Below are 19,015 nucleotides of genomic sequence, written 5' to 3'. Positions count from 1 at the left end.
GAGGTGAGGATGAGCGATTCGGCCCGAAGCCGCGACCAGGTGCCCGACGCCGACGCGGTTCGCGCTCTGGTGCTCTCCCTGCTGGATCGGATCGAGGGATTTGCCACGTCGGTCATCGCCGACCGGGATCGTGGCGGTGCGTCCGGGCGCGGCGAGGTGGACGGCTTCGCCGTCGGCCCGGCCGATCCGCGCGTCGGCGATCGCGGTTTCCGTATCTCCGCCGAGTCGATCCTCGGTGAGATCGGCGATTTCCTCCACGCCCTCATCGCCGCGATCATCTCGGTACTCGAAGCCATCTCCGCGGTTCTCGACGAGACCTTCAGTCGGCGGGCGAGCACTGCATCCGGGTCGCGTCGGAGCACGGGATTTCAGACGATCGAGGTCGACATCGACCTCGCAGACGGTGACCGATGACCACCCACCACACCGTCGGCATCGACATCGGCGGCACCAGTATCCGGGCGGCGGTCGTCGACGAGCGCGGGGAGATCCTCGACACCGTCCGGGCCCAGACCCCCGCCACCGCGCCCGCATTGGAGAAATGTCTGGATCGGCTGGTGTTCGACCTCGCGTCGCGGTGGTCGGTGTCGGCGGTGGGCCTGGCCATCGCGGGCTTCTTGACCCCGGACTGTTCGCGCGTGCGTTTCAGCCCCCACCTGCCCTGGCGTGAGGCGGCGGTGGCCGCCGACATGACCGCTCGGATCGGACTGCCGGTGGCGTGTGAACACGACGCCAACGCGGCCGCCATCGCCGAGCGTCGCTTCGGGGCGGCAGCGGGTGGACGAAACGTGGTGGTGCTGGCCATCGGCACGGGCATCGGGGCCGGGCTGTTGCTCGACGGCGAGATCTACCGAGGCAGCCACGGCGTGGCCCCCGAGCTGGGACATCTGCGGGTGGTCCCGTCGGGGCGGCTGTGCGCCTGCGGCAAGAACGGCTGTTTCGAGCGGTACTGCAGCGGAACAGCGTTGGTGGACAACGTCGTCGAGTTGGTCGCGGACGGCAAGTATCCGTTCAGTCAGATCGCCCGTGAGATCGCCGATGACCCGGGTTCGTTGACCGGCCGACGAGTCGCGGCCGGAGCTCATGACGGTGACCCGGTAGGGCTGGCCGCATTCGCCGATTTCGCACAATGGTTGGGTCTCGGCCTGGCGATGATCGGCGACATCTTCGATCCCGACCTCATCGTGCTGGCCGGAGGTGTCGGCGCCTCGAGTGGGCTGTTCCTCGACGAGGCCCGCGAACACTACGGGGCGTTGCTCACCGGGTCGGGCCATCGGCGTCTGGCGCGAATCCGCGGCACTCAGCTCGGCGAGGCCGCCGGGATGATCGGGGCCGCAGCGATCGCGCGTTCTCGGGTTGTACAGGTGTCCGCATCCTGATCGGTGAGTAGAGTCATAGCCGTCAGGTTCGGGAGCGTCTGGTCGATCGGAGTCGCTGGTCAATGTGGTACTGGTTGTTCAAGTACGTGCTGATGGGCCCGCTGCTGTCGTTGATCGGGCGGCCTCGCGTCGAAGGTCTCGACAACATCCCGGAGAAGGGGCCGGCCATCCTGGCCAGCAACCATCTCGCGGTGGTCGACTCGTTCTACCTCCCGCTGATGGTGCCGCGACGGATCTACTTCCTGGCCAAGAGTGAATACTTCACCGGTCGTGGACTCAAGGGCAGGTTCCAGCGGTGGTTCTTCCGCTCGTCGGGTCAGATCCCGATCGATCGTTCCGGTGCCAGTGCGGCCGAGGGCGCGATGATCTCGGCCAAGCGCAAGTTGGCGCACGGAGACCTGATGGGTATGTACCCCGAGGGCACCCGCTCACCGGACGGTCGTCTCTACAAGGGCAAGACCGGGCTTGCGCGCATCGCCCTGGAGACCGGCGTTCCGGTCATCCCGGTGGTGATGATCAACACCGAGAAGCTCAACCCGCCGGGCACCACGATCCCGCGCTTCGCCCGGGTGGAAGTGCGTATCGGTAAGCCGCTGGACTTCTCCCGGTACGAGGGGATGGAGGGCAACCGTTTCATCGAGCGGGCCGTCACCGACGAGATCATGTACGAACTGATGCGGCTCGGCGGCCAGCCCTACGTGGACGTGTACGCGGCCAGCCTCAAGAACGCTCCGCCGACCACAGATCGCGAGACTCCCGCAGCCTGAGCTCACGGCGTCTGCGTCTGGGCGGGCCGCACCGAGTCCTCGCGTCCTGTCGCCGCGTTGGCGGCGCATAGTGTGCAGACATGCGCTACTTCTACGACACCGAGTTCATCGAGGACGGTCGCACGATCGAGCTCGTCTCCATCGGGGTCGTCGCCGAGGACGGCCGCGAGTTCTACGCGGTGTCCACCGAGTTCGATCCGGCCAGGGCCGGTGATTGGGTGCGGACCAACGTGCTCGGTCAGTTGCCGTCGCCGGCGTCGAAGGCATGGCAGTCCCGTCGGCAGATCAGGGACCGGCTGTTGGAGTTTCTCACCGAGACACCCGGTGACATCGAGTTGTGGGCGTGGATCGGCGCCTACGACCACGTGGCCCTGTGTCAGCTGTGGGGGTCGATGACTGCGTTGCCCCGCCCGATCCCGCGGTTCACCCGCGAACTCAAGCAGCACTGGGAGTCGGTGGGGCGGCCCGAGTTGCCGCCCGCACCGGCCAACGCCCACGACGCTCTGGCCGATGCCCGCCACAACCTTTCGCGGTGGCAGGCGATGCTGTCGGTCTGATCTCGGCTGCGATGGTCGCGACCGAGAGCACCGGCGGTGTGGGCGCCGCCGAGCCAGGCACTAGGCTGGCTCCGTGGTGAACTGGACCGTGGACGTGCCGATCGACGAACTACCCGAGCTCCCGCCCCTGCCGGGGGCGCTGGCCGAACGGTTCGCCTCGATGCTCGCGCGGCCGGCGCTGCAGCAGCCGAGCTGGCCTGAGGACAAAGCGCGCGCGATGCGCACCGTGCTGGAGAGTGTGCCGCCGATCTGCATGCCCGAAGAGGTGGTCGAGCTGTCCGCGCAGCTGGCGCAGGTGGCGCGCGGGCAAGCGTTCTTGCTGCAGGGCGGTGATTGCGCCGAGACCTTCGCCGCCAACACCGAGCCACACATCAAGGGCAACATCCGGACCTTGTTGCAGATGGCGGTGGTGCTGACCTACGGCGCGAGTATGCCGGTGGTGAAGGTGGCGCGGATCGCCGGGCAATACGCCAAGCCCCGGTCGTCGGACACCGACGCGCTGGGTCTGCCTTCCTACCGCGGTGACATGGTCAACGGGTTCACCGCCGACCACGCCGCACGGGCTCATGATCCGTCCCGACTGGTTCGGGCGTACGCCAACGCCAGCGCCGCGATGAACCTGGTGCGGGCGTTGACCGGCGCCGGACTCGCCGATCTGCACCGGGTCCACGACTGGAACCAGGAGTTCGTGCGCACCTCGCCGGCCGGGGCGCGCTACGAGGCACTGGCCGCCGAGATCGACCGGGCACTGCGATTCATGGACGCCTGCGACGTTCGTGACTCGAACCTGGAGTCGGCCAACATCTACGCCTCGCACGAGGCGCTGGTGATCGACTACGAACGTGGTCTGCTGCGGCTGGCCGAGACGGCGTCGGGTGAGCAGGAATTGTTCGACCTGTCGGCCCATTTCCTGTGGATCGGTGAACGCACTCGCCAGCTCGATGGCGCCCACATCGCGTTGGCCGAACTGATCGCCAACCCGATCGGGGTCAAGATCGGGCCCACCACCACCCCGGAGCAGGCCGTGGAGTACGTGCACCGGCTCGATCCGCACAAGGTGGACGGTCGGCTGACGCTGGTGGCGCGAATGGGCAACGCGAATGTGCGAAGTGTGTTGCCGCCCATCGTCTCTGCCGTCGAGGCCACCGGACACAAGGTGATCTGGCAGTGCGATCCCATGCACGGCAACACCCATGAGGCCTCCACTGGGTTCAAGACCCGTCACTTCGACCGGATCGTCGACGAGGTGCAGGGGTTCTTCGAGGTGCACCGTGCGTTGGGTTCACACCCCGGTGGTGTGCACATCGAGCTGACCGGCGAAGACGTCACCGAATGCCTCGGTGGCGCGCAGGAGATCTCCGACCTCGACCTGGCGGGCCGCTATGAGACGGCCTGCGATCCGCGACTGAACACCCAGCAGTCGTTGGAGTTGGCGTTCCTCGTCGCTGAGATGCTGCGCGGCTGAGGCGAACTCAGTCGGTCGGCAACGGCGCGGGCGTCGCCGTGAGTGTCGTCGGCGCCTGGGCCACCACCTCCACGAGCGCGATCTCAGGCGAGCCGGTGATGCTGCCGCCGGCCAGGCTGACCCCGGCGAGGTAGCCGGCCACCGCGAGTGCCACCACGAGCAGCGCCACGACCGCGGTGATGATCTTCGCCCGTCGCCGACCACGTTCGCGCGCGAGCTCGAATTCTGCTGCGGCCCTCATCAACTGCGGGCGCAGTGGATGCGGCTCGGCGGTGTCGTCGGGATCTGTGGGTTCGGCGGCGAGGTGGGTTGCCGCGCTCATCATCCGGGTCGCTCGGCGGCCGGTGTCTGCGTCGGCGCGCGAAGTCGGGTCGTCGAGATGATCGACGTGGTCAGGGTCGATCACTGCAGTGCCAGTGCGGGTCGCTCCCGGGTCGACGGTCGCGGGTTGGTTGCCCATCCGGTTGCGAAACGCCATGGCTGTGGTCCGTTCGGCCGATACTGCGGGGGCGGGAACGGTGAACGGAGGCAACGCGAGTCGATCGGCGACCTCGATCACCGCGGCCAGCATGTCGGCTCCGTCGGCGTAGCGGTGGGCCGGATCGCGGGCGGTGGCTGTGAGGACCACATCGTCGAACTCGCGGGGCACCCCGGCGATGACGCGGCTCGGCGGCACCACATCGTGTCGTAGCCGCGCGTAGGCCAGCGCAATGGTCGTGTCACCGGTGAACGGCGTTGTCCCGGTGAGCATCTCGAACAGCAGGATTCCGGTGGCGTAGACATCGCTGCGGGCGTCGGCGATCGCCGACTCCACCTGCTCGGGCGACAGGTAGGCGGCGGTACCCAAGATCACGCTGTTGGAGGTGATCTGGGCTGCGGCGATGGCGCGGACCAGACCGAAGTCGGCCACCTTCACCTCGCCTGAGGTGGAGATGAGGACGTTTTCCGGTTTGATGTCCCGATGCACCAGGCCGGCGGCGTGCGCGGCGCCCAAACCGCCGAGGACCGGGATCAGCACGGCGGTGGCGGCGTGCGGCGGCATGGGGCCGCGCTCGCGCAGCAGCTCGCGCAGCGTCCCGCCCTCGATCAGTTCCATCACCAGGAACGCATAGTCGCCGTCGTGACCCTGGTCGTAGACCGCGACCAGGCCGGGGTCCTTGAGGCGGGCCACCGAGCGTGCCTCGAACTCGAAGCGGCTCAAGAACTGTGGATCGGCGCTGTAGTGCGGGGTCATCACCTTCACCGCAACCGGTCGGTCCAGTCGCAGGTCGACACCGAGGTACACCCCCGACATCCCGCCGCGGGCGATCAGAGCGTCGATCCGATAGCGGCCGTCGAGCCGAGCGCCAAGCAACGGATCAGGCGGTGTGCTCACCTCTGTTGCCTCCCGTCGGGCTCGGCGGTGCGAGCGCAGTCTGTCGACATCCAGACTAGCGATGCCCCGGCGATCCGATCGCACGGCTCGAGCGCGCTGGGTATGGTCTGTGCGTGGTCTCACTGCCGATGTCGCCTGACGATCTCCTGCCCTCCGACGAAGCCGTTCTCGAGATCGCCGAGGTGGCTCGGCGCCTAGGTGTCTCTGCGGGCAAGGTGCGCAACCTGATCGCCGAACACCACCTGCTCGCCGTGAACCGGGACGGCACACCGATGATCCCCGAGGTGTTCCTCGACGGGTCGGAGGTGGCTAAACATCTGACCGGACTGATCGACGTGCTCATCGACGGTGGTTTCGATCGCAACTCCGCGATGCGATGGCTGTTCACCGCGCAGGATGACATCGGCGAGTACCCCGCCCGGGCCCTGCACAGCCATGCCGCGCGCGAGATGATCAGGCGCGCACAGGCTCTGGCCCTCTGAGTGCTTCGGTGCCCGCGTGTTGTCGTGCAGTTCAGCGACGGGTGACCACCGCTGCCACCGCGCGCCGCAGCCGGCGCCGACCACCCACCGACACCCGGCGGCCGATGATCTGGTGATCGGCGGCCTCGATCTCGCCGAGGATGTCGCGATAGAGCTCGAATGCGGCCCGGATCGCCGGACGGCTCCGCGGCTCGATCAGGGCCACACCCGGCTCGGCCAGTCGATAGCGATGGCGGGTGATGGCGATGCAATGGGCCAGTGCGCGTGTGAGTTCTGGTGGGGTGACGCCGCTCTGGCGCGCGCTGAACAGCATCGCCTCGTCCACCCCGAAGGCGGCGAGCTCATCGGTGGGCAGATATATGCGGTCGCGGTCGAGGTCCTCGCCGACGTCTCGGATGAAGTTCGTCAGCTGGAACGCTTCGCCGAGCGCGGTGGCCGGAGCCAGCGCGGCCTCGTCGTCGAGGGTGCCCAGGATCGGAAGCATCTGCAGGCCGATCACCGACGCCGAGCCGTACATGTACTCGTCGAGTTCGGCGATGGTCCGGTAGCGCGTCTTGAACACCGAACTACCGGGTAGATCCATGCGCATCGAGACCATGAAGGCGCGAAAGTACGGTTCGGGGATGTCGAACCGTCGGATCGTGTCGACCAGCGCCAGGATCTGCTCGTCGGTGTCGGGATCAGCCTGCAACTCAACCGGTTCGAGCCCCGGACGAGGTTCGGGGTTGGCCGCGAGGGTGTCGAACAGCTGGTTCTCGTAGGTGTCGAGCGCACCGACGGGGTCGGGGTGACCGGGCAGATCGACAACGTCGTCGACCATCCGGGCGAACCCGTAGAGCGCGTAGACGCCCCGGCGTCGGTGCAGGGGCAGCAAACGCGTCCCCAGGTAGTAGGTCCGACCATGACGGGCCGTCGACTCCTGCGACCGCAGGTAACCCCGTTCGATGGCGGCCGGGTCGATCGTGGTCAGCGGGTTGATCGTCGTCATGTGTCCTTCTCCGGTCGGGGCTCGGTCGCCGCGGGTGTGCACGTGGTACGCGGGTCGGCTGTGGGGGTTGCCGTGACTTGACCGACCAGCGGCCCTCGGCGGTCGCGGTGTAGCAGCAGCCACACGCAGAACGCGGATGCCGCAACTGTTTTCAGGACCCCGGAAGTCTCGTAGAGCAGGATCGAATCGTCGGGTTGAAAGGCGATCAGGCCGAACACCGCGCCGGCGACGATCACCGCCAGCACTCGTGCGGAGAGCACCGCAGCACCGGCGAAGATCAACGTCCACGTGTAGTACCAGGGCAGTGTCGACGGTTCGAGCAGGAGAACCGCGAGCATCGCGACGGCGATCCCGGTCACTGCGGACCGCTCGTCGGCGCGTCGGGTCCACCAGATCCAGATCAACGCCAGCCCCAGGATCACCGCACCCACGGCCCGGCTCACCGTCACCACCGGCCACAGCGGGATCGCAGCGACGGGGGCGGCGATCACGGTGACCAGATGCGCCACCGCGGTGGGCAGGCTGAGGTAGTTGATGATCCGGTCGGCATAACCCAGGCCGTGCAGCCATCCCAGCCCCAGCCCGAGGGCGGCGGTGAACACCGCGAAGACTGCGACACTGACACCCACGATCGTGCTCACCGTCTTGAGCACCGCTCGCCGGCTCGGTGGAGCCTGAGAACGCGTGTGGGCCAACCAGATCCACAGGACGAAGGGCAAAGCCACTCCGGCGGTGACCTTGATCGACATCGCCACCGCGATCACGATCACACCCGCCACGTGGTGCCGGCGCAGGGCCAGCAACACCCCGGCCGCCAGCACCCCCGACATCAGCATCTCCACATGTGGGCCACCGACGTCGTGCACCAGAAGCATCGGGTTGAGCACTGACACCCACAGTGCGACACGAGGGTCACGACCGAGGTGGGTTGCGATCGCCGGCACCGCCCAGATCGCCAGAAGCCAGCCCGGCAGGAACACCAGCCGCATCGCGAGCACGCCGCTGACGGGGTCGTCGCCGGTCACCTCGACCACCCCGCGTGCAACGCCCATGAAGAACGGCCCGTAGGGAGCGGTGGTGGTGGCCCACACCTGCGCCATGCTGTCGACCAGGGGGCCGGGATTGCGGGCGGGTCCGTCCACGTAGGGGTTGAATCCATCACGCAGCAGGGCGGATTGGGCGAGGTAGGCGTAGACGTCGCGGCTGTAGAGCGGCACCGTCACCAGGAGGGGGAGACTCCACGTCACCGCCGCCTGCCGCAGCAACCCCGTCGCCACCGGAGCCGTCGACCGCCCGATCAAGATGCGGCCCAGCGTGATCCACGACACGACCAACAACGCGGTGCCGGCCCAGAAGAGCAGCGACGACAGCGACCTGCCGTGACCGTAGGTGAGCCACGCCATCGACCAACGTTGCAGCCGATCATCTGCGCGTGGGATGTCGCCCACCCCGATCCCGCCGAGCGCGATGAGCACCGACCCCGCGAACCCGCAGAGCACTGTGCGTCCGGCCCGTGTGTGATGTGGCCGCCGCCAGGAGAACTCGGCGTCTGCCGAGAACCGGTCGGCCACATCGGTGCCGACCGCGGCCGTGCTCACCGGCGAGTGGAGCCGGTGATGCGTTCGGCGGCCAACCGTCCCGAGACCAGCACCGGCGGCATGCCCACCCCGGGCACCGTGGTGCTGCCCGCGATCACGACGTTGGCCGCACCGGGCCACAGGTTGGGGGCGCGCAGTGGACCGGTCTGCAACAGCGTGTGTGCCGCGGCGAACGGGGTGCCCACCGACATGCCCTGCTGAGCCCACACCCCGGGGTGGTCAATCCGCTTGACCTGTCCAGAGGTCAGGCCGGCGGTGATGCCGGTGTACCCGCGCTGTTCGAGTACCCCGCACACCTCGGCCACATATGGTTCGGCGAGGTGATCCCAGGGCAGATCGGCGCTCTCGAGGTTGGGGCACGGCGCCAACACGGTGACCGATTCCAGACCGTCGCGGATGAAGTTGTCCGGGTCGGTCAGCGCGGGACGGTTGAGCAGCAGTGACGGATCGGACATGAGTTGTCCAGGGCGGGAGGTCAACTCGACGAACGTCTCGTCCCAGGCGGCCCCGAAGTCGATGGTGTGGTGACCACCGGGCCAGGACCGTGTGTGCTCAACCGGCACGGCCATGTGGCTGACCACTGCGCTGGGGGAGTAGCGGATCTTGCGCTTCTTGGCCGGGGCGTTGGCCAACAGGGTCTCGGTCACCGGCTGATCGGTGGTGACGATGACGGCGTCACACGCGATGTCCCCGGACGCGGTCTGCACGGCCACCGCACGCGGACGGGCGCCGGCGCCGGCGAATCGGATGTGACGTGCCGGGGTGTCGTAGGAGATGACGCCGCCGGCCTCGACGAGGCCCTGCGCCATCACCGCGCCCACCCGTCCCATTCCGCCGCGCGGGTAGTAGACGCCCATCCCGATGTCCATGTGCGAGATGACCGCGTAGATGGCGGGTGCCTTGGCCGGCGGCACTCCGGCGTAGAGGGCTTGGAAGGTGAAGGCACGCTGCAGCCGGGTGTCGCTGATGAAGCGGGCGATCGCCGGTGTCAGCCGCCGGACCGCGCCCATCGTCACCAACTTCTTCACCCCGGTTCGCAGATCGGGCTGCGTCAGGTAGTCGGCGATCCCGTCGACGTTGCGGTCGATGAAGTCGTCCATCTCGACGTCGTAGAGCTCCTGCAGCCAGGTCCGCAACTTGCGGAAGCCGGCCTCCTGGGCCGGACCGAACGTGGCCCCGATGTTGGCGGCGAGCTGTTCGGGATTGCGGGCCACCGAGAAATCGGTGCCGTCGGCGTAGCGCAGCTGATACGTCGGGTCGAGGTCGGTCAGGTCGAGCAGCTCTCGGGTGCGTTCGGGCGCCATCCCCGCCGCGGCCAGCGGCGCCTCGATCAGTGACGGCATGGTCAACACCGATGCGCCGGTGTCGAACAGGTGCCCGTCGATCTCCTCGGTGCGCACCCGACCACCCGGGGTCGGGCCGGCCTCGAGCACGGTGACGTCGATGCCCTGACCCCGCAGGTGCAACGCCGCCGACAACCCGGCCAGACCGGCGCCGACGACCACCACATGACCGATCGGGCCCTCGACGGTCCGGATGCCGCTCATGCCTGACGTCCGGCGATGGCGGTGGCGGTGGCGGTCAGATCGGTGCGGGCTGCTGCGTCGAACGGAGCCTGCGCCAGAGTGGCCAACGATTCCTCCACCAGGCGGTCGATGTCGTCTTCGACCGCGCGGACCGCGCCCACCTCGTGCAGGATCGCGCGGACCCGGGTCAGTTCGTCGTCGTTCATAGGGTGTCCGATCGTCTGTCGTAGAAACTGTGCCGCGGCGGGGTCCGACTCATCTGCAGACTTCAGGGCCAACGCCAGCAGGGCTGTACGTTTGCCGGCGACGAGATCGTCGCCGGAGGGTTTCCCGGTCTTGGCGGGGTCACCGAAGGCGCCGAGAAGGTCATCACGCAGCTGGAAGGCGATCCCGAGTCCGTCCCCGATGGCGCCCAGCATGTCGATCACCTGATCGTCGGCCCCGGCCAACGCGGCACCGAGTTGCAGTGGCCGGGAGACGGTGTAGGCCGCAGTCTTGAAGCGCATCACCTGGAAGGCGTCCTCCACCGACTCGCTGCCCGATGCCTCGACGGTGATGTCGAGCAGCTGACCGACCAAGACCTCCGTGCGCATCGCCGACCAGATGGGCCGCATCGCCACACTCCGCTCGACGGGAAGCGCTGCCTCGGCCACCATGTCGTCGGCCCAACAGAGTGCGAGGTCGCCGAGCAGGACCGCTGTCGACACCCCGAAATGGTCGCCGTCGCCAGACCACTGTCGTTGCCCGTGGGTGGCGCCGATCGACCGGTGCACCGTCGGGTTCCCGCGCCGGGTGTCCGACCGGTCGATGACGTCGTCATGGATGAGGGCGCAGGCCTGTATCAACTCCAGTGCCGAGCACACCTGCAACGCGGGATCGGCGATCACCGATGTCCGGTCGCCACCGGCACAGCGGAAACCAGCCCACGCGAAGGTGGGTCGGACACGCTTGCCACCACCGAGGGTGAACGTCTCGAGTTGGTCGATCAGTTCGGCGGTCTGCGGCGAGATCTGCGCCACATCGGCGCGGCGCCGGAGGAAGTAACCGTGCAGCAGCGCCTTGGCCGCAGCCGGCACCTCGGCCAGCGAACGGGGTGTGGGACCCGACGTCGGGACCGGGTCGCGGTGAGTCTGTTGGACCTGGTTGTGGTCGTGGACAACAGAATTCGGGCTGTCGATGGTCACCGCCGATGGCCCTCGGGAGCGTTGGTGCTGCGCATGAGGCCAACACTACCGATCGCCACCGGTCTCACCACTCGACGATCGCGGCGTCGGCACCCCTCGACGGGCGATCTGCGTCGGCCGAGCGGCTACCGACACGGACCGTATGCTGAGCCCGTGAGTGATCCCCAGGGCACCGTGGTCGGCCGACTGTCACAACCCCATCCCGGTCCTGTCCCGTTCTCTGTCGAGTTCTTCCCGCCGAAAGACGCGCCGGCCGAGGAACGGCTGTGGCGGGCGGTGCGCACGTTCGAGCGTCTGCGTCCGGCTTTCGTCTCGTTGACCTACGGGGCCGGCGGCGGCACCCGCGACCGGACCGTGCGGATCGCCGGGGAGCTCGCCCGCGAGACCACGTTGACCACCGTCGCCCACCTGACCGCGGTCAACCACAGTCTCGACGAGCTGCGTGCGATGGTCGGTTCGTACGCAGATCAGGGCATCACCAACGTCCTTGCGCTGCGTGGCGATCCGCCGGGCAACCCGATGGGTGAGTGGGTCAAACATCCCGACGGGGTCCAGTACGCCGAAGAGCTCGTTCGGTTGGTCGGTGAGCTGGGTGAGTTCCAGGTCGGGGTCGCCTCGTTCCCGGAGGGCCATCATCGGTCGCCGTCGCTGGAGGAGGACACCCGCCATCTGCTGGCCAAGCTGCGTGCGGGCGCCGAGTACTCGATCACCCAGATGTTCTTCGACGTCGAGGACTACCTCCGACTGCGTGACCGGGTGGTCGCAGCCGACGCCGAGCAGGGGGCCAAGCCGATCATCCCGGGCATCATGCCGATCACCTCGCTGGCCTCGGTCCGGCGCATGGTCGAACTGTCTGGTTCGACATTGCCCGCCGATGTAGATGCCCGACTGGCCGCTGCGGCCGGCGACGACGAGGACGTCAACCGCGAGGCCGTCCGGGCGGTCGGCATCGATCTCGCCACCGAGATGTCGCAACGTCTCATCGCCGAGGGTGCTCCGTGTCTGCACTTCTGCAGTCTCAACTTCGCTCGCGCCACCACCGAGGTGCTGCAGCGTCTCGGCATGGACGTCCTGGTCCCCTGAGGTAGCCGCGGCCTGCATGGTCAGTCCGTGTGGAGCTGCATCACCCGGCCCTTCCATCGCAGGTCATGAGCGCGGGTGCGGGTCGCGGAGTCCACGATGACCCCCGCGGCGACCGCGGTGGCCAACGGATGGCATAGTGCCGCAACAACTTCGGCCACATCCACCCGACCGATCTCGCTGCGCCGGGTGAGGAGCCGTGATGTCACGTTCATCGCGTACAGCAGGCCTGCGCGTCGGCGCCGGCGTCCGCACAGCCCGATTACCGGGGCTGTCCCGGTCCCGGCGATCACCGTCGCGGCGATCAAGGCCGGTACCGGCCCGCCGAACTCTGAGGCCACCCACCTGCGATAGCCCGAACGCAGCTCGGCGCTGCTGCGATACATCCGACACCGCACGTCGTCGAGGCCGAAACGCATCACCGTTCGATGGCCGGCACGTCGGTACGCCCGCGCCAACGCCAGATCGTCGGTCAGCGCACCGGCCACCGCCTGATGCCCGCCGATCGCCCGGTACGCGGTCACCGGGGTCAGCAGGTACTGGCCGTTGGCCAGGGCGGTGGACGGTCGCAACTGTCGTTCGCCGATCGCCACCGGCAGCGTGGCGAACCACGACCAGCACAACAGCGGTTGCAGTAGTCGTTCCATCGGCGTGCGGGCCACCTGGTTGGACCACACCGACAACAGGGCCACCGGTGGTGAGCCGCTGCGGTTCAGTGCGGCGAAGGTCGCCACGCCGCGCGCCACGGCGTGGGGACCGAGGCGGACATCTGCGTCGACGAACAGCAGCATCCAGCGATCCGGGTCGTCGAGGTCGGCGAGAACCTGTTGTGCTCCTCGGTGCAGCGCCCACGCCTTGCCGGTCCAGCCGCGCGGGACCGCGGCGCCACCGCCGTCGATGACCGATACCCGTCGATCGCCGGCCGCGGCCGCGCGAGCGACGTCGGCGGTGCCGTCGCGGGACCCGTCGTCGACGACGACCACCCGCAGGGTTCCCACGCCGCGTTGGGCACACAGATCACCCACCAGCGCACCGATCCGCGGTGCCTCGTCGCGGGCCGGCACACAGACCACGACCGGCGGAGCCGCGTCGGACACACCCGGGTCGGCGGCCTGTTCCGATCCCGGGTCCAGGCCTCGCATGTGTACGGTGTTGGCCACGGCCACGCCGAGAGTGAGCGTTGCCCATCCCACGGTCACCCCGGACGCGCCGCGGCCGATCACCGTGCGCAGATCGGGGCTCACCTGCGAGCGGGTTGGCCCGGCCGCGGAGAGGTGTCGCGAGCCAGATACGCCAAGGCCCCCACCGCGATCACCACCACCAGCGTCAAGCCGGCGACGATCCAGGTCCAGTCGCCGAATGCCGCTGTGCTCGGATCCGCGTAGTCGGCTTCGGCGGAGAAGTTGGTCGATTTGCCTGATTCCGGGCTGAACTTCACGGTGTCGTCGGCGGACTGCCTGCCGTTGGTCGCGCTGATCGGTCCGGCGAACCGGATGCTCAGGGCGACCGTGTCCTGTCCGGGGGCAAGTGATGACAGGTCGCTGGCGCCACGGAATCGCACCACGTCGCCGTCGCGTGTGATCGACAGGTCCATGCTCACCGAACTCGTCGGGAAGGCCGACACCAGCAGGTCGGCCAGATCGCCGATCTGACCGACCGGTAGCGCCGTGAACACGATTCGGCTGCCGACCATGCCGGTGCCCTTGTCGGAGTAGGGGCTCGCGGCCAGTACGCCCGACAGCGACTGGGGCACGTCGACCGTGGGTCCCTTCTCGCCTGCGGCCACCTTCGAGGCCACCACCAGCTCACCCCACACCCGGTCGCCCACATACGGCGATCGCTGGGTACAGGCCGTCAGCGACAGCGTCGTGATCACCATCAGCAACGCTGCGTATGAGCGAATGCGTCGACCCCGGTTGCGGCGGGTCGGCGATGGGCGAACGTCTGTCCTCATGGCACGCACCCCGACATCGTGCCAGGTGGGTGATCCGATCGGCGACATCTGGCCGCCCGGGCCGCCGCCGGGACACCGAGCGCAGCCATCGCCACGACGGCGTAGGGCACCCCGGTGGCGAGCCGACCGTCGTAGAGCAGGACCAACTGCGCCAGCGCCGACCCCAGCCAGGTCCAGCCGAACCAGATCATCGGGATCAGCGGGAAGCTGTGCCAGACAACGCCTTCTGGCCCCGCCGACCGCGACGCCGCCGGGTCGGGCGGGTCGGTCCAGGTCAGGACGGTGAACACCACCACCCCCAACAGCGCCCAGCCGGCGAAGTTCGTCAGCGGGATCTGTTCGATCCCCGGCGGACCCGCGTCGGTCTGCACCCATCGCCACAGGCCCGCCTCGACCATCTGCGGGTCGAGGTAGAGGTCCCAGCCCACCAGGGCCACGGTGGCGATCACGATCCGAGACACGGTGCCGGAGATGGCGAAGGCGGCGATGCGCCAGACCGCGTAGCCGCCCATGAACCAGGCTGCGGTGATGACCACCGGGACCTCGAACAGGGACGGGCCGATGCGGCCCTGCGCATAGCTGTACTCGCCGAACGGAAAGCCGGTCCGCGTACCCATCACCTCGGCCCCGTAGGAGATGGCCGCCACCGGAACGATGATCAGCGCAGCCCCCGCCGGCCCGCGGCGAGCGACCGCATCGCAGGCCATGGCCAAGGCGGCGGCGCACACGACCACCACCGTGGCGGCGTCGCGGGTCGACCCGGACACCAGCGGGTAGACGATCTGCGCGGCGATGGACGCCCCGATGGCGAGCAGGCCGACCATCACCACCGGGCGACGCCGATGCGGTGATGGTGTGGATGACCTGCTCGCCTCGATCATCGGCCTGCGGCGCTCGAGCCCCCGGTGACCCGGCTCCGCACGGCGGTGGCCGCACCGGCGAGAAGTCGACGCGACCGCCCGGGTCGATCGGCAAGGACCTGCGCTGCGGCCAACGAGCCGCTGATGCCACTGACCCCGCCGCCGGGGTGGGTCGAGGCGCCGGCCAGATACAGCGCGGGAGCCCCCGGCACACGCCGACCGGCCAGGTCGGGGTGCGGGCGCCACAGGAACATCTGGTCCATCGACATCTCCAGATGCATCACGTTGCCGCCGACCAAGCCCAGCTCCGACTCCAGTCGATCCGGCGTCTGTGCGTGCACGTGAGCGATGGACTCGATGAAACCCGGTGCGTGGCGGTCCATCTCGCCGAGGATAGCGTCGGTTGCCTCGGTGGTGTGGTCTGACCAGGCACGACCACCGGAGAGCTGCCGCGGATGCCACTGCGCCCACAGGGTGATCAGATGATGCTCGGGCGGGGCCAACGACGGATCGATGGCAGAAAAGCTCATGGCCAGCACGACCGGCCGGCGCGGCAGCTCACCGGCGCGCGAGTCGCCGCACGCCTGCGCCATGTGACCACGGTCGGACACCAGCAGTCCCAGCCCCGAGTGCACCCCGTGCGCGGGTAGCTCGTCGGGCAGACCGGGGTAGCGGGGCAGCTCGGTGGTGGCCACCCGGATCGCGCTGCCGATCCCGGGTCCCAGATCGGTGCGGCTCTGCCACCGGGCCGCGGTGTCGGCGTCGAACCCGCCCGCGGTCAGGGCGGCCAGGGTGGTGAACACATGGCAGGCCGCGACCACCGAGCGCGCTCGGTGGACCTGTCCGTCGTCGGTGCGAACCTCCCAGTGGTCGCCGATCCGACTCAGGGCGGTGACCGGCGCGTCACACCGCAGGGTGCCGCCATCGGATCGCAACCGAGCCACCAGGGCCTCGGTCAGGGCGCCGCTGCCGCCGACGGCTCGGCCGGGTGGGATGCGGTGCATCAGTGCGGCGATGCCGACCATCGAGGCGGTGCCGGGTTCGCTCATCGGGGGCCCGGACTGAGCGCCGAACCAGGCCAGGGCTGCCTTGAGACGTTCGGACTCGAACCAGCTGTCCAGCAGGGCATCTCCGGAGCGGATGAACTCCTGGGACAGTTCCGGACCGGCGGCGCGTCCGGTGCGGCCGTCACGGGTGGGCATGCCCCAGAACGCGCGGGCGAACCGTCCGGGCGTCGGCTGGCGGGTGAACATGCTCATCACCGCAGCCGACCGCGGACCCCACACCTCCACGAACCTGCGGTATGCCTCGGCATCCCTTGTCCCGCAGGCGGCTTCGATGGACCGACAGGTTGCGTCGAGGTCGGTCCGAAACGCGATCCCTGGTGAATCACCGTCCGCGGGCGCGAACGCCCACGGATCGCAGTCGAGGTAGCGCAGCCCGAACCGGTCGAGCTCGAGGTCATCGAGGATGGTGGTGTGTCGGATCATGATGTGCGCCGACGAGCCGCGGTCCACGCGGTAGCCGGGGAAACGTTCGATCGTCGACACCGCTCCGCCGGGAATCGAATCACGCTCCACGACCAGGACGTCCTCGCCCGCCTGGGCCAGGTAACAGGCGGCCACCAGTCCGTTGTGACCGGCGCCCACGACGATGCAGTCGTGGATGCGGGGTGCGGTGGGTGTCGGTGAGGGCCCGGGCGTCGGTGCGGCCGCGGTCATCGGTCACTGCACCGGTAGTCGGCGCCCGAGCACGGCGAAGGGTCGGGGATCGCCGGTGAAGGTGAATTGTCGGAGCAGGTCGGTGAAGCCCAGGCGGCGGTAGAGCCGCCAGGCACGGTTGTCGTCATCGGGTACCTCCGGTGTCGAGAGCAGCACACTGTTCTCGGATCGGTCGCGCAGCAGTCGTTGCAGCAGTCGTTGGCCGGTGCCCGTCCCCTGCATGGAGGGATGAACATGCAATTCCGTGAGCTCGAAATAGTTCCGGGTGATCTCGTCGATCTGCTCGCGACGGTAACCGCCGAGCCGCAGGCCTGCGCACAACTGCTGGTTCCACCACTGATCGGGGGCACCGCGATATCCGTAGGCGATCCCGACCAGGGTCTCGGGGCGCTCGGCCGACGCCTGGTGCACGGCCCCTATCGCCACCCAACCGGGTCGGGTCATGTGGTCCTGCCACAGCGGCGCGCGGTGCAGCTGGGTGCCGCGTGGATAGTTCATGGCGGACACGTACACGTCGAGCGCGGGGGACAACCACCCACCGCCGTCGGTCCGGTGCGCGTCGTCCGCTGTGAGTTCGACCAGGCGGACGGGCACGGATGTTCACTCCTCTTGAGACCAGGGCGACTTCTGGTTATATTGAATATGTCGAACGGGTGTTCGAGAACTCAACCTCCGCGACGAGTGCATTCGTGACCCGACGACCGATGGACGGTCCGGCGGTGAACGAGGGAAGCGTTCCCGTCGGACCGATCCTGGCCTGCGGACTCCGATCAACCACCACCGGTGCTCTGGGGTCGGCGTCGACACTGCGATGTCGTACCGCTGTGGCTGACTGAACACATCAGTCACCGCGTGCAACCACCGTCGAGCGGGGTGCAACCACCGAACATCGGACCTGGAGAGGATGTGAGCGAGATGGCGACTCGAACAGCACACCGTGGCCGCGACCTGGTGCGAGCACGTGAACTTCTGGCTCGAGCCGATGTCCTCGTCGCCCATTCGGCCGACGCGACAGATCGCGCCGACGCAATGCGTGACCTCTATTTCGCGGCCCTACGCGCGGCTGGAGCCGTACTCGCAGTGGCTGAGACGCCGCGGGCCCGTCGCGGTTCGGCGAGCGCGTGGGCTCGGCTTCCGCGCGTGCTGCCCGAGCTGACCACCTGGTCCACCTATTTCGCCGGGGTCGCTCGGCTGTGCGCCGACCTCGACATCGGCGTGGTGGGGGAGGTGGCCGAATCGGTGGTCGCCGAACTCCGCCGACGGGTGGTCGATTTCGTCGACGACATCGACGAGCTCGTCGGTGCCTGGGAGCGCGAGGAGGCCGGTCTGGCCACCTCGGGCGGCGCCTTGCGCCACGCCCGAGGTGGTCGGGCCGAGGTCGCGGGATCGGTTTCTGTCACAGCGACATCCCGGCGGACAGCATGATCGGTGGGACCTGTGACACTCACCCTGGGTAATAGTGGTCGACTTGTCGTTCACCTCGTATCATCGAACGCGTGGCTCGTGACGCGAGCTCGGTGCCGACGCGGTCGGTTGCCGTCAACAGACATCCGACCCGGATCAATGTGCTGAAGGAGGGGGCCGGTGCCACTCTCAGAGCACGAGCAGCGAATGCTCGAACAGATCGAGAACGCGCTGTATGCCGAAGACCCGAAGTTCGCCTCGAGTGTTCGTCGTCGACGCATCGGTCGCGGCGGCTCCACCGCTCGGCGGCGTCTGCAGGCGGCTGCAGTGTTCGCGATCGGACTCGCTCTGCTGATCGGTGGACTCATCATCGACGTCACGATCGGCGGGTTCCCGATCGTGAGCCTGGTGGGTTTCCTCGTCATGTTCGGCGCCGGCCTGATGGCTCTGTCGGGTGGCGGCTCCGCACCCGCGGCAGCCGCTGCCAGTGGCGAGCAGTCGTCCCGCTCGGGACGTGGCTCCTCACGTTCGTTCAGCCAACGTATGGAAGAGCGCTTCAACCGCCGCTTCGAGCAGGAGTGACGCCACCCGCCTGATCGGCGAATCGTCCAATCACCGCCGCGCACCCATCGGGTGCGCGGCGGTTGTCGTATGTGCAGCAATTTCGCCGTCTCC

19 protein-coding genes are annotated in these 19,015 nt (G+C 68.4%); 9 read left to right on the top strand and 10 right to left on the bottom strand.

Annotated features, from left to right (window positions below):
- Positions 1-9: 9 nt before the first annotated feature.
- The 5 genes from KIK15_RS00690 (at position 10) to KIK15_RS00670 (ending at position 4,168) form a co-directional block, all read left to right on the top strand.
- Positions 10-414, top strand: coding sequence for a hypothetical protein (locus tag KIK15_RS00690; protein ID WP_214242261.1), 405 nt, complete (start codon positions 10-12; stop codon positions 412-414).
- Positions 411-1,379: an ROK family protein gene (locus KIK15_RS00685; protein WP_214242260.1), complete on the top strand. Its 969-nt coding sequence runs from the start codon at positions 411-413 to the stop codon at positions 1,377-1,379. Before KIK15_RS00690 ends, KIK15_RS00685 begins: the two co-directional genes overlap by 4 nt.
- A gap of 62 nt (positions 1,380-1,441) precedes the next feature.
- Entirely contained in the window at positions 1,442-2,146 is a 705-nt protein-coding gene (locus KIK15_RS00680; RefSeq protein WP_214242259.1) for a 1-acyl-sn-glycerol-3-phosphate acyltransferase, read from the top strand.
- Positions 2,147-2,226: 80 nt separating this feature from the next.
- Positions 2,227-2,703, top strand: a complete 477-nt coding sequence (locus KIK15_RS00675; RefSeq protein ID WP_214242258.1) for a polyadenylate-specific 3'-exoribonuclease AS — start codon at positions 2,227-2,229, stop codon at positions 2,701-2,703.
- Positions 2,704-2,776: 73 nt separating this feature from the next.
- Complete coding sequence (locus tag KIK15_RS00670) at positions 2,777-4,168, top strand: class II 3-deoxy-7-phosphoheptulonate synthase (protein WP_214242257.1); 1,392 nt, start codon at positions 2,777-2,779, stop codon at positions 4,166-4,168.
- A gap of 7 nt (positions 4,169-4,175) precedes the next feature.
- Here KIK15_RS00670 and KIK15_RS00665 read toward each other — a convergent pair whose 3' ends face one another.
- Positions 4,176-5,543, bottom strand: a complete 1,368-nt coding sequence (locus KIK15_RS00665; protein WP_214242256.1) for a protein kinase — start codon at positions 5,541-5,543, stop codon at positions 4,176-4,178.
- Positions 5,544-5,656: 113 nt separating this feature from the next.
- Between KIK15_RS00665 and KIK15_RS00660 the strand changes: the two genes are divergently transcribed.
- A complete protein-coding gene (locus KIK15_RS00660; RefSeq protein WP_214242255.1) occupies positions 5,657-6,025 on the top strand; it encodes an Rv2175c family DNA-binding protein in 369 nt (122 codons plus the stop codon).
- Positions 6,026-6,056: 31 nt separating this feature from the next.
- Here the strand turns inward: KIK15_RS00660 and KIK15_RS00655 are convergent, their stop codons facing one another.
- Genes KIK15_RS00655 through KIK15_RS00640 form a run of 4 tightly spaced genes read right to left on the bottom strand, consistent with a single transcriptional unit; the run spans position 6,057 to position 11,321 of the window.
- Positions 6,057-7,013: a phytoene/squalene synthase family protein gene (locus KIK15_RS00655; RefSeq protein WP_214242254.1), complete on the bottom strand. Its 957-nt coding sequence runs from the start codon at positions 7,011-7,013 to the stop codon at positions 6,057-6,059.
- Positions 7,010-8,611 carry an alpha-(1->6)-mannopyranosyltransferase A gene (locus tag KIK15_RS00650; protein ID WP_214242253.1) on the bottom strand — a complete coding sequence of 534 codons (1,602 nt, stop codon included), beginning with the start codon at positions 8,609-8,611 and terminating at the stop codon, positions 7,010-7,012. The genes KIK15_RS00655 and KIK15_RS00650 overlap by 4 nt, the downstream gene beginning before the upstream one ends.
- Positions 8,608-10,158 carry a phytoene desaturase family protein gene (gene crtI, locus KIK15_RS00645; RefSeq protein ID WP_214242252.1) on the bottom strand — a complete coding sequence of 517 codons (1,551 nt, stop codon included), beginning with the start codon at positions 10,156-10,158 and terminating at the stop codon, positions 8,608-8,610. The genes KIK15_RS00650 and crtI overlap by 4 nt, the downstream gene beginning before the upstream one ends.
- Positions 10,155-11,321 (bottom strand): polyprenyl synthetase family protein, encoded by a 1,167-nt coding sequence (locus KIK15_RS00640; protein WP_307851673.1) that lies wholly within the window; start codon positions 11,319-11,321, stop codon positions 10,155-10,157. The genes crtI and KIK15_RS00640 overlap by 4 nt, the downstream gene beginning before the upstream one ends.
- 153 nt (positions 11,322-11,474) lie before the next feature.
- Between KIK15_RS00640 and metF the strand changes: the two genes are divergently transcribed.
- On the top strand, positions 11,475-12,404 hold the full coding sequence (metF, locus tag KIK15_RS00635; RefSeq protein ID WP_307851672.1) for a methylenetetrahydrofolate reductase [NAD(P)H]: 930 nt from the start codon (positions 11,475-11,477) through the stop codon (positions 12,402-12,404).
- A 20-nt stretch (positions 12,405-12,424) separates the two neighbouring features.
- On the opposite strand, the gene KIK15_RS00630 is transcribed toward metF, so the two are convergent.
- Genes KIK15_RS00630 through KIK15_RS00610 form a run of 5 tightly spaced genes read right to left on the bottom strand, consistent with a single transcriptional unit; the run spans position 12,425 to position 17,530 of the window.
- Entirely contained in the window at positions 12,425-13,645 is a 1,221-nt protein-coding gene (locus KIK15_RS00630) for a glycosyltransferase family 2 protein (RefSeq protein WP_214242250.1), read from the bottom strand.
- Positions 13,642-14,355, bottom strand: a complete 714-nt coding sequence (locus tag KIK15_RS00625; protein ID WP_214242249.1) for a DUF3153 domain-containing protein — start codon at positions 14,353-14,355, stop codon at positions 13,642-13,644. The genes KIK15_RS00630 and KIK15_RS00625 overlap by 4 nt, the downstream gene beginning before the upstream one ends.
- The gene (locus KIK15_RS00620; protein ID WP_214242248.1) at positions 14,352-15,179 is read right to left on the bottom strand and encodes a carotenoid biosynthesis protein; all 828 of its coding nucleotides are present in this window, start codon (positions 15,177-15,179) and stop codon (positions 14,352-14,354) included. Before KIK15_RS00620 ends, KIK15_RS00625 begins: the two co-directional genes overlap by 4 nt.
- A 53-nt stretch (positions 15,180-15,232) precedes the next feature.
- Positions 15,233-16,936: an NAD(P)/FAD-dependent oxidoreductase gene (locus tag KIK15_RS00615; protein ID WP_214242247.1), complete on the bottom strand. Its 1,704-nt coding sequence runs from the start codon at positions 16,934-16,936 to the stop codon at positions 15,233-15,235.
- 3 nt (positions 16,937-16,939) lie between these two features.
- A complete protein-coding gene (locus KIK15_RS00610; RefSeq protein ID WP_307851671.1) occupies positions 16,940-17,530 on the bottom strand; it encodes a GNAT family N-acetyltransferase in 591 nt (196 codons plus the stop codon).
- Positions 17,531-17,851: 321 nt separating this feature from the next.
- On the opposite strand from KIK15_RS00610, the gene KIK15_RS00605 reads away from it, so the two are divergent.
- Both KIK15_RS00605 and KIK15_RS00600 read left to right on the top strand, forming a co-directional pair.
- Positions 17,852-18,361, top strand: a complete 510-nt coding sequence (locus tag KIK15_RS00605) for an SAV_6107 family HEPN domain-containing protein (RefSeq protein WP_214242246.1) — start codon at positions 17,852-17,854, stop codon at positions 18,359-18,361.
- Between the two features lie 159 nt (positions 18,362-18,520).
- The gene (locus tag KIK15_RS00600; protein ID WP_214242245.1) at positions 18,521-18,922 is read left to right on the top strand and encodes a DUF3040 domain-containing protein; all 402 of its coding nucleotides are present in this window, start codon (positions 18,521-18,523) and stop codon (positions 18,920-18,922) included.
- The last annotated feature ends 93 nt before the right edge of the window (positions 18,923-19,015 follow it).

The sequence above is a fragment of the Williamsia sp. CHRR-6 genome, from assembly GCF_018474015.1.
Classification (GTDB): Bacteria; Actinomycetota; Actinomycetes; order Mycobacteriales; family Mycobacteriaceae; genus Williamsia_A.
This window is presented reverse-complemented; position numbering and strand designations above follow the sequence as displayed.

Excerpts from the sequence above, each read along its gene's own strand:
- KIK15_RS00625 (WP_214242249.1), bottom strand. The coding sequence starts at position 14,355 with ATGAGGACAGACGTTCGCCCATCGCCGACCCGCCGCAACCGGGGTCGA.
- KIK15_RS00690 (WP_214242261.1), top strand. The coding sequence starts at position 10 with ATGAGCGATTCGGCCCGAAGCCGCGACCAGGTGCCCGACGCCGACGCG.
- KIK15_RS00685 (WP_214242260.1), top strand. The coding sequence starts at position 411 with ATGACCACCCACCACACCGTCGGCATCGACATCGGCGGCACCAGTATC.
- KIK15_RS00675 (WP_214242258.1), top strand. The coding sequence starts at position 2,227 with ATGCGCTACTTCTACGACACCGAGTTCATCGAGGACGGTCGCACGATC.
- KIK15_RS00615 (WP_214242247.1), bottom strand. The coding sequence starts at position 16,936 with ATGACCGCGGCCGCACCGACGCCCGGGCCCTCACCGACACCCACCGCA.
- KIK15_RS00605 (WP_214242246.1), top strand. The coding sequence starts at position 17,852 with ATGGCGACTCGAACAGCACACCGTGGCCGCGACCTGGTGCGAGCACGT.
- KIK15_RS00680 (WP_214242259.1), top strand. The coding sequence starts at position 1,442 with ATGTGGTACTGGTTGTTCAAGTACGTGCTGATGGGCCCGCTGCTGTCG.
- KIK15_RS00655 (WP_214242254.1), bottom strand. The coding sequence starts at position 7,013 with ATGACGACGATCAACCCGCTGACCACGATCGACCCGGCCGCCATCGAA.
- KIK15_RS00620 (WP_214242248.1), bottom strand. The coding sequence starts at position 15,179 with ATGGTCGGCCTGCTCGCCATCGGGGCGTCCATCGCCGCGCAGATCGTC.
- crtI (WP_214242252.1), bottom strand. The coding sequence starts at position 10,158 with ATGAGCGGCATCCGGACCGTCGAGGGCCCGATCGGTCATGTGGTGGTC.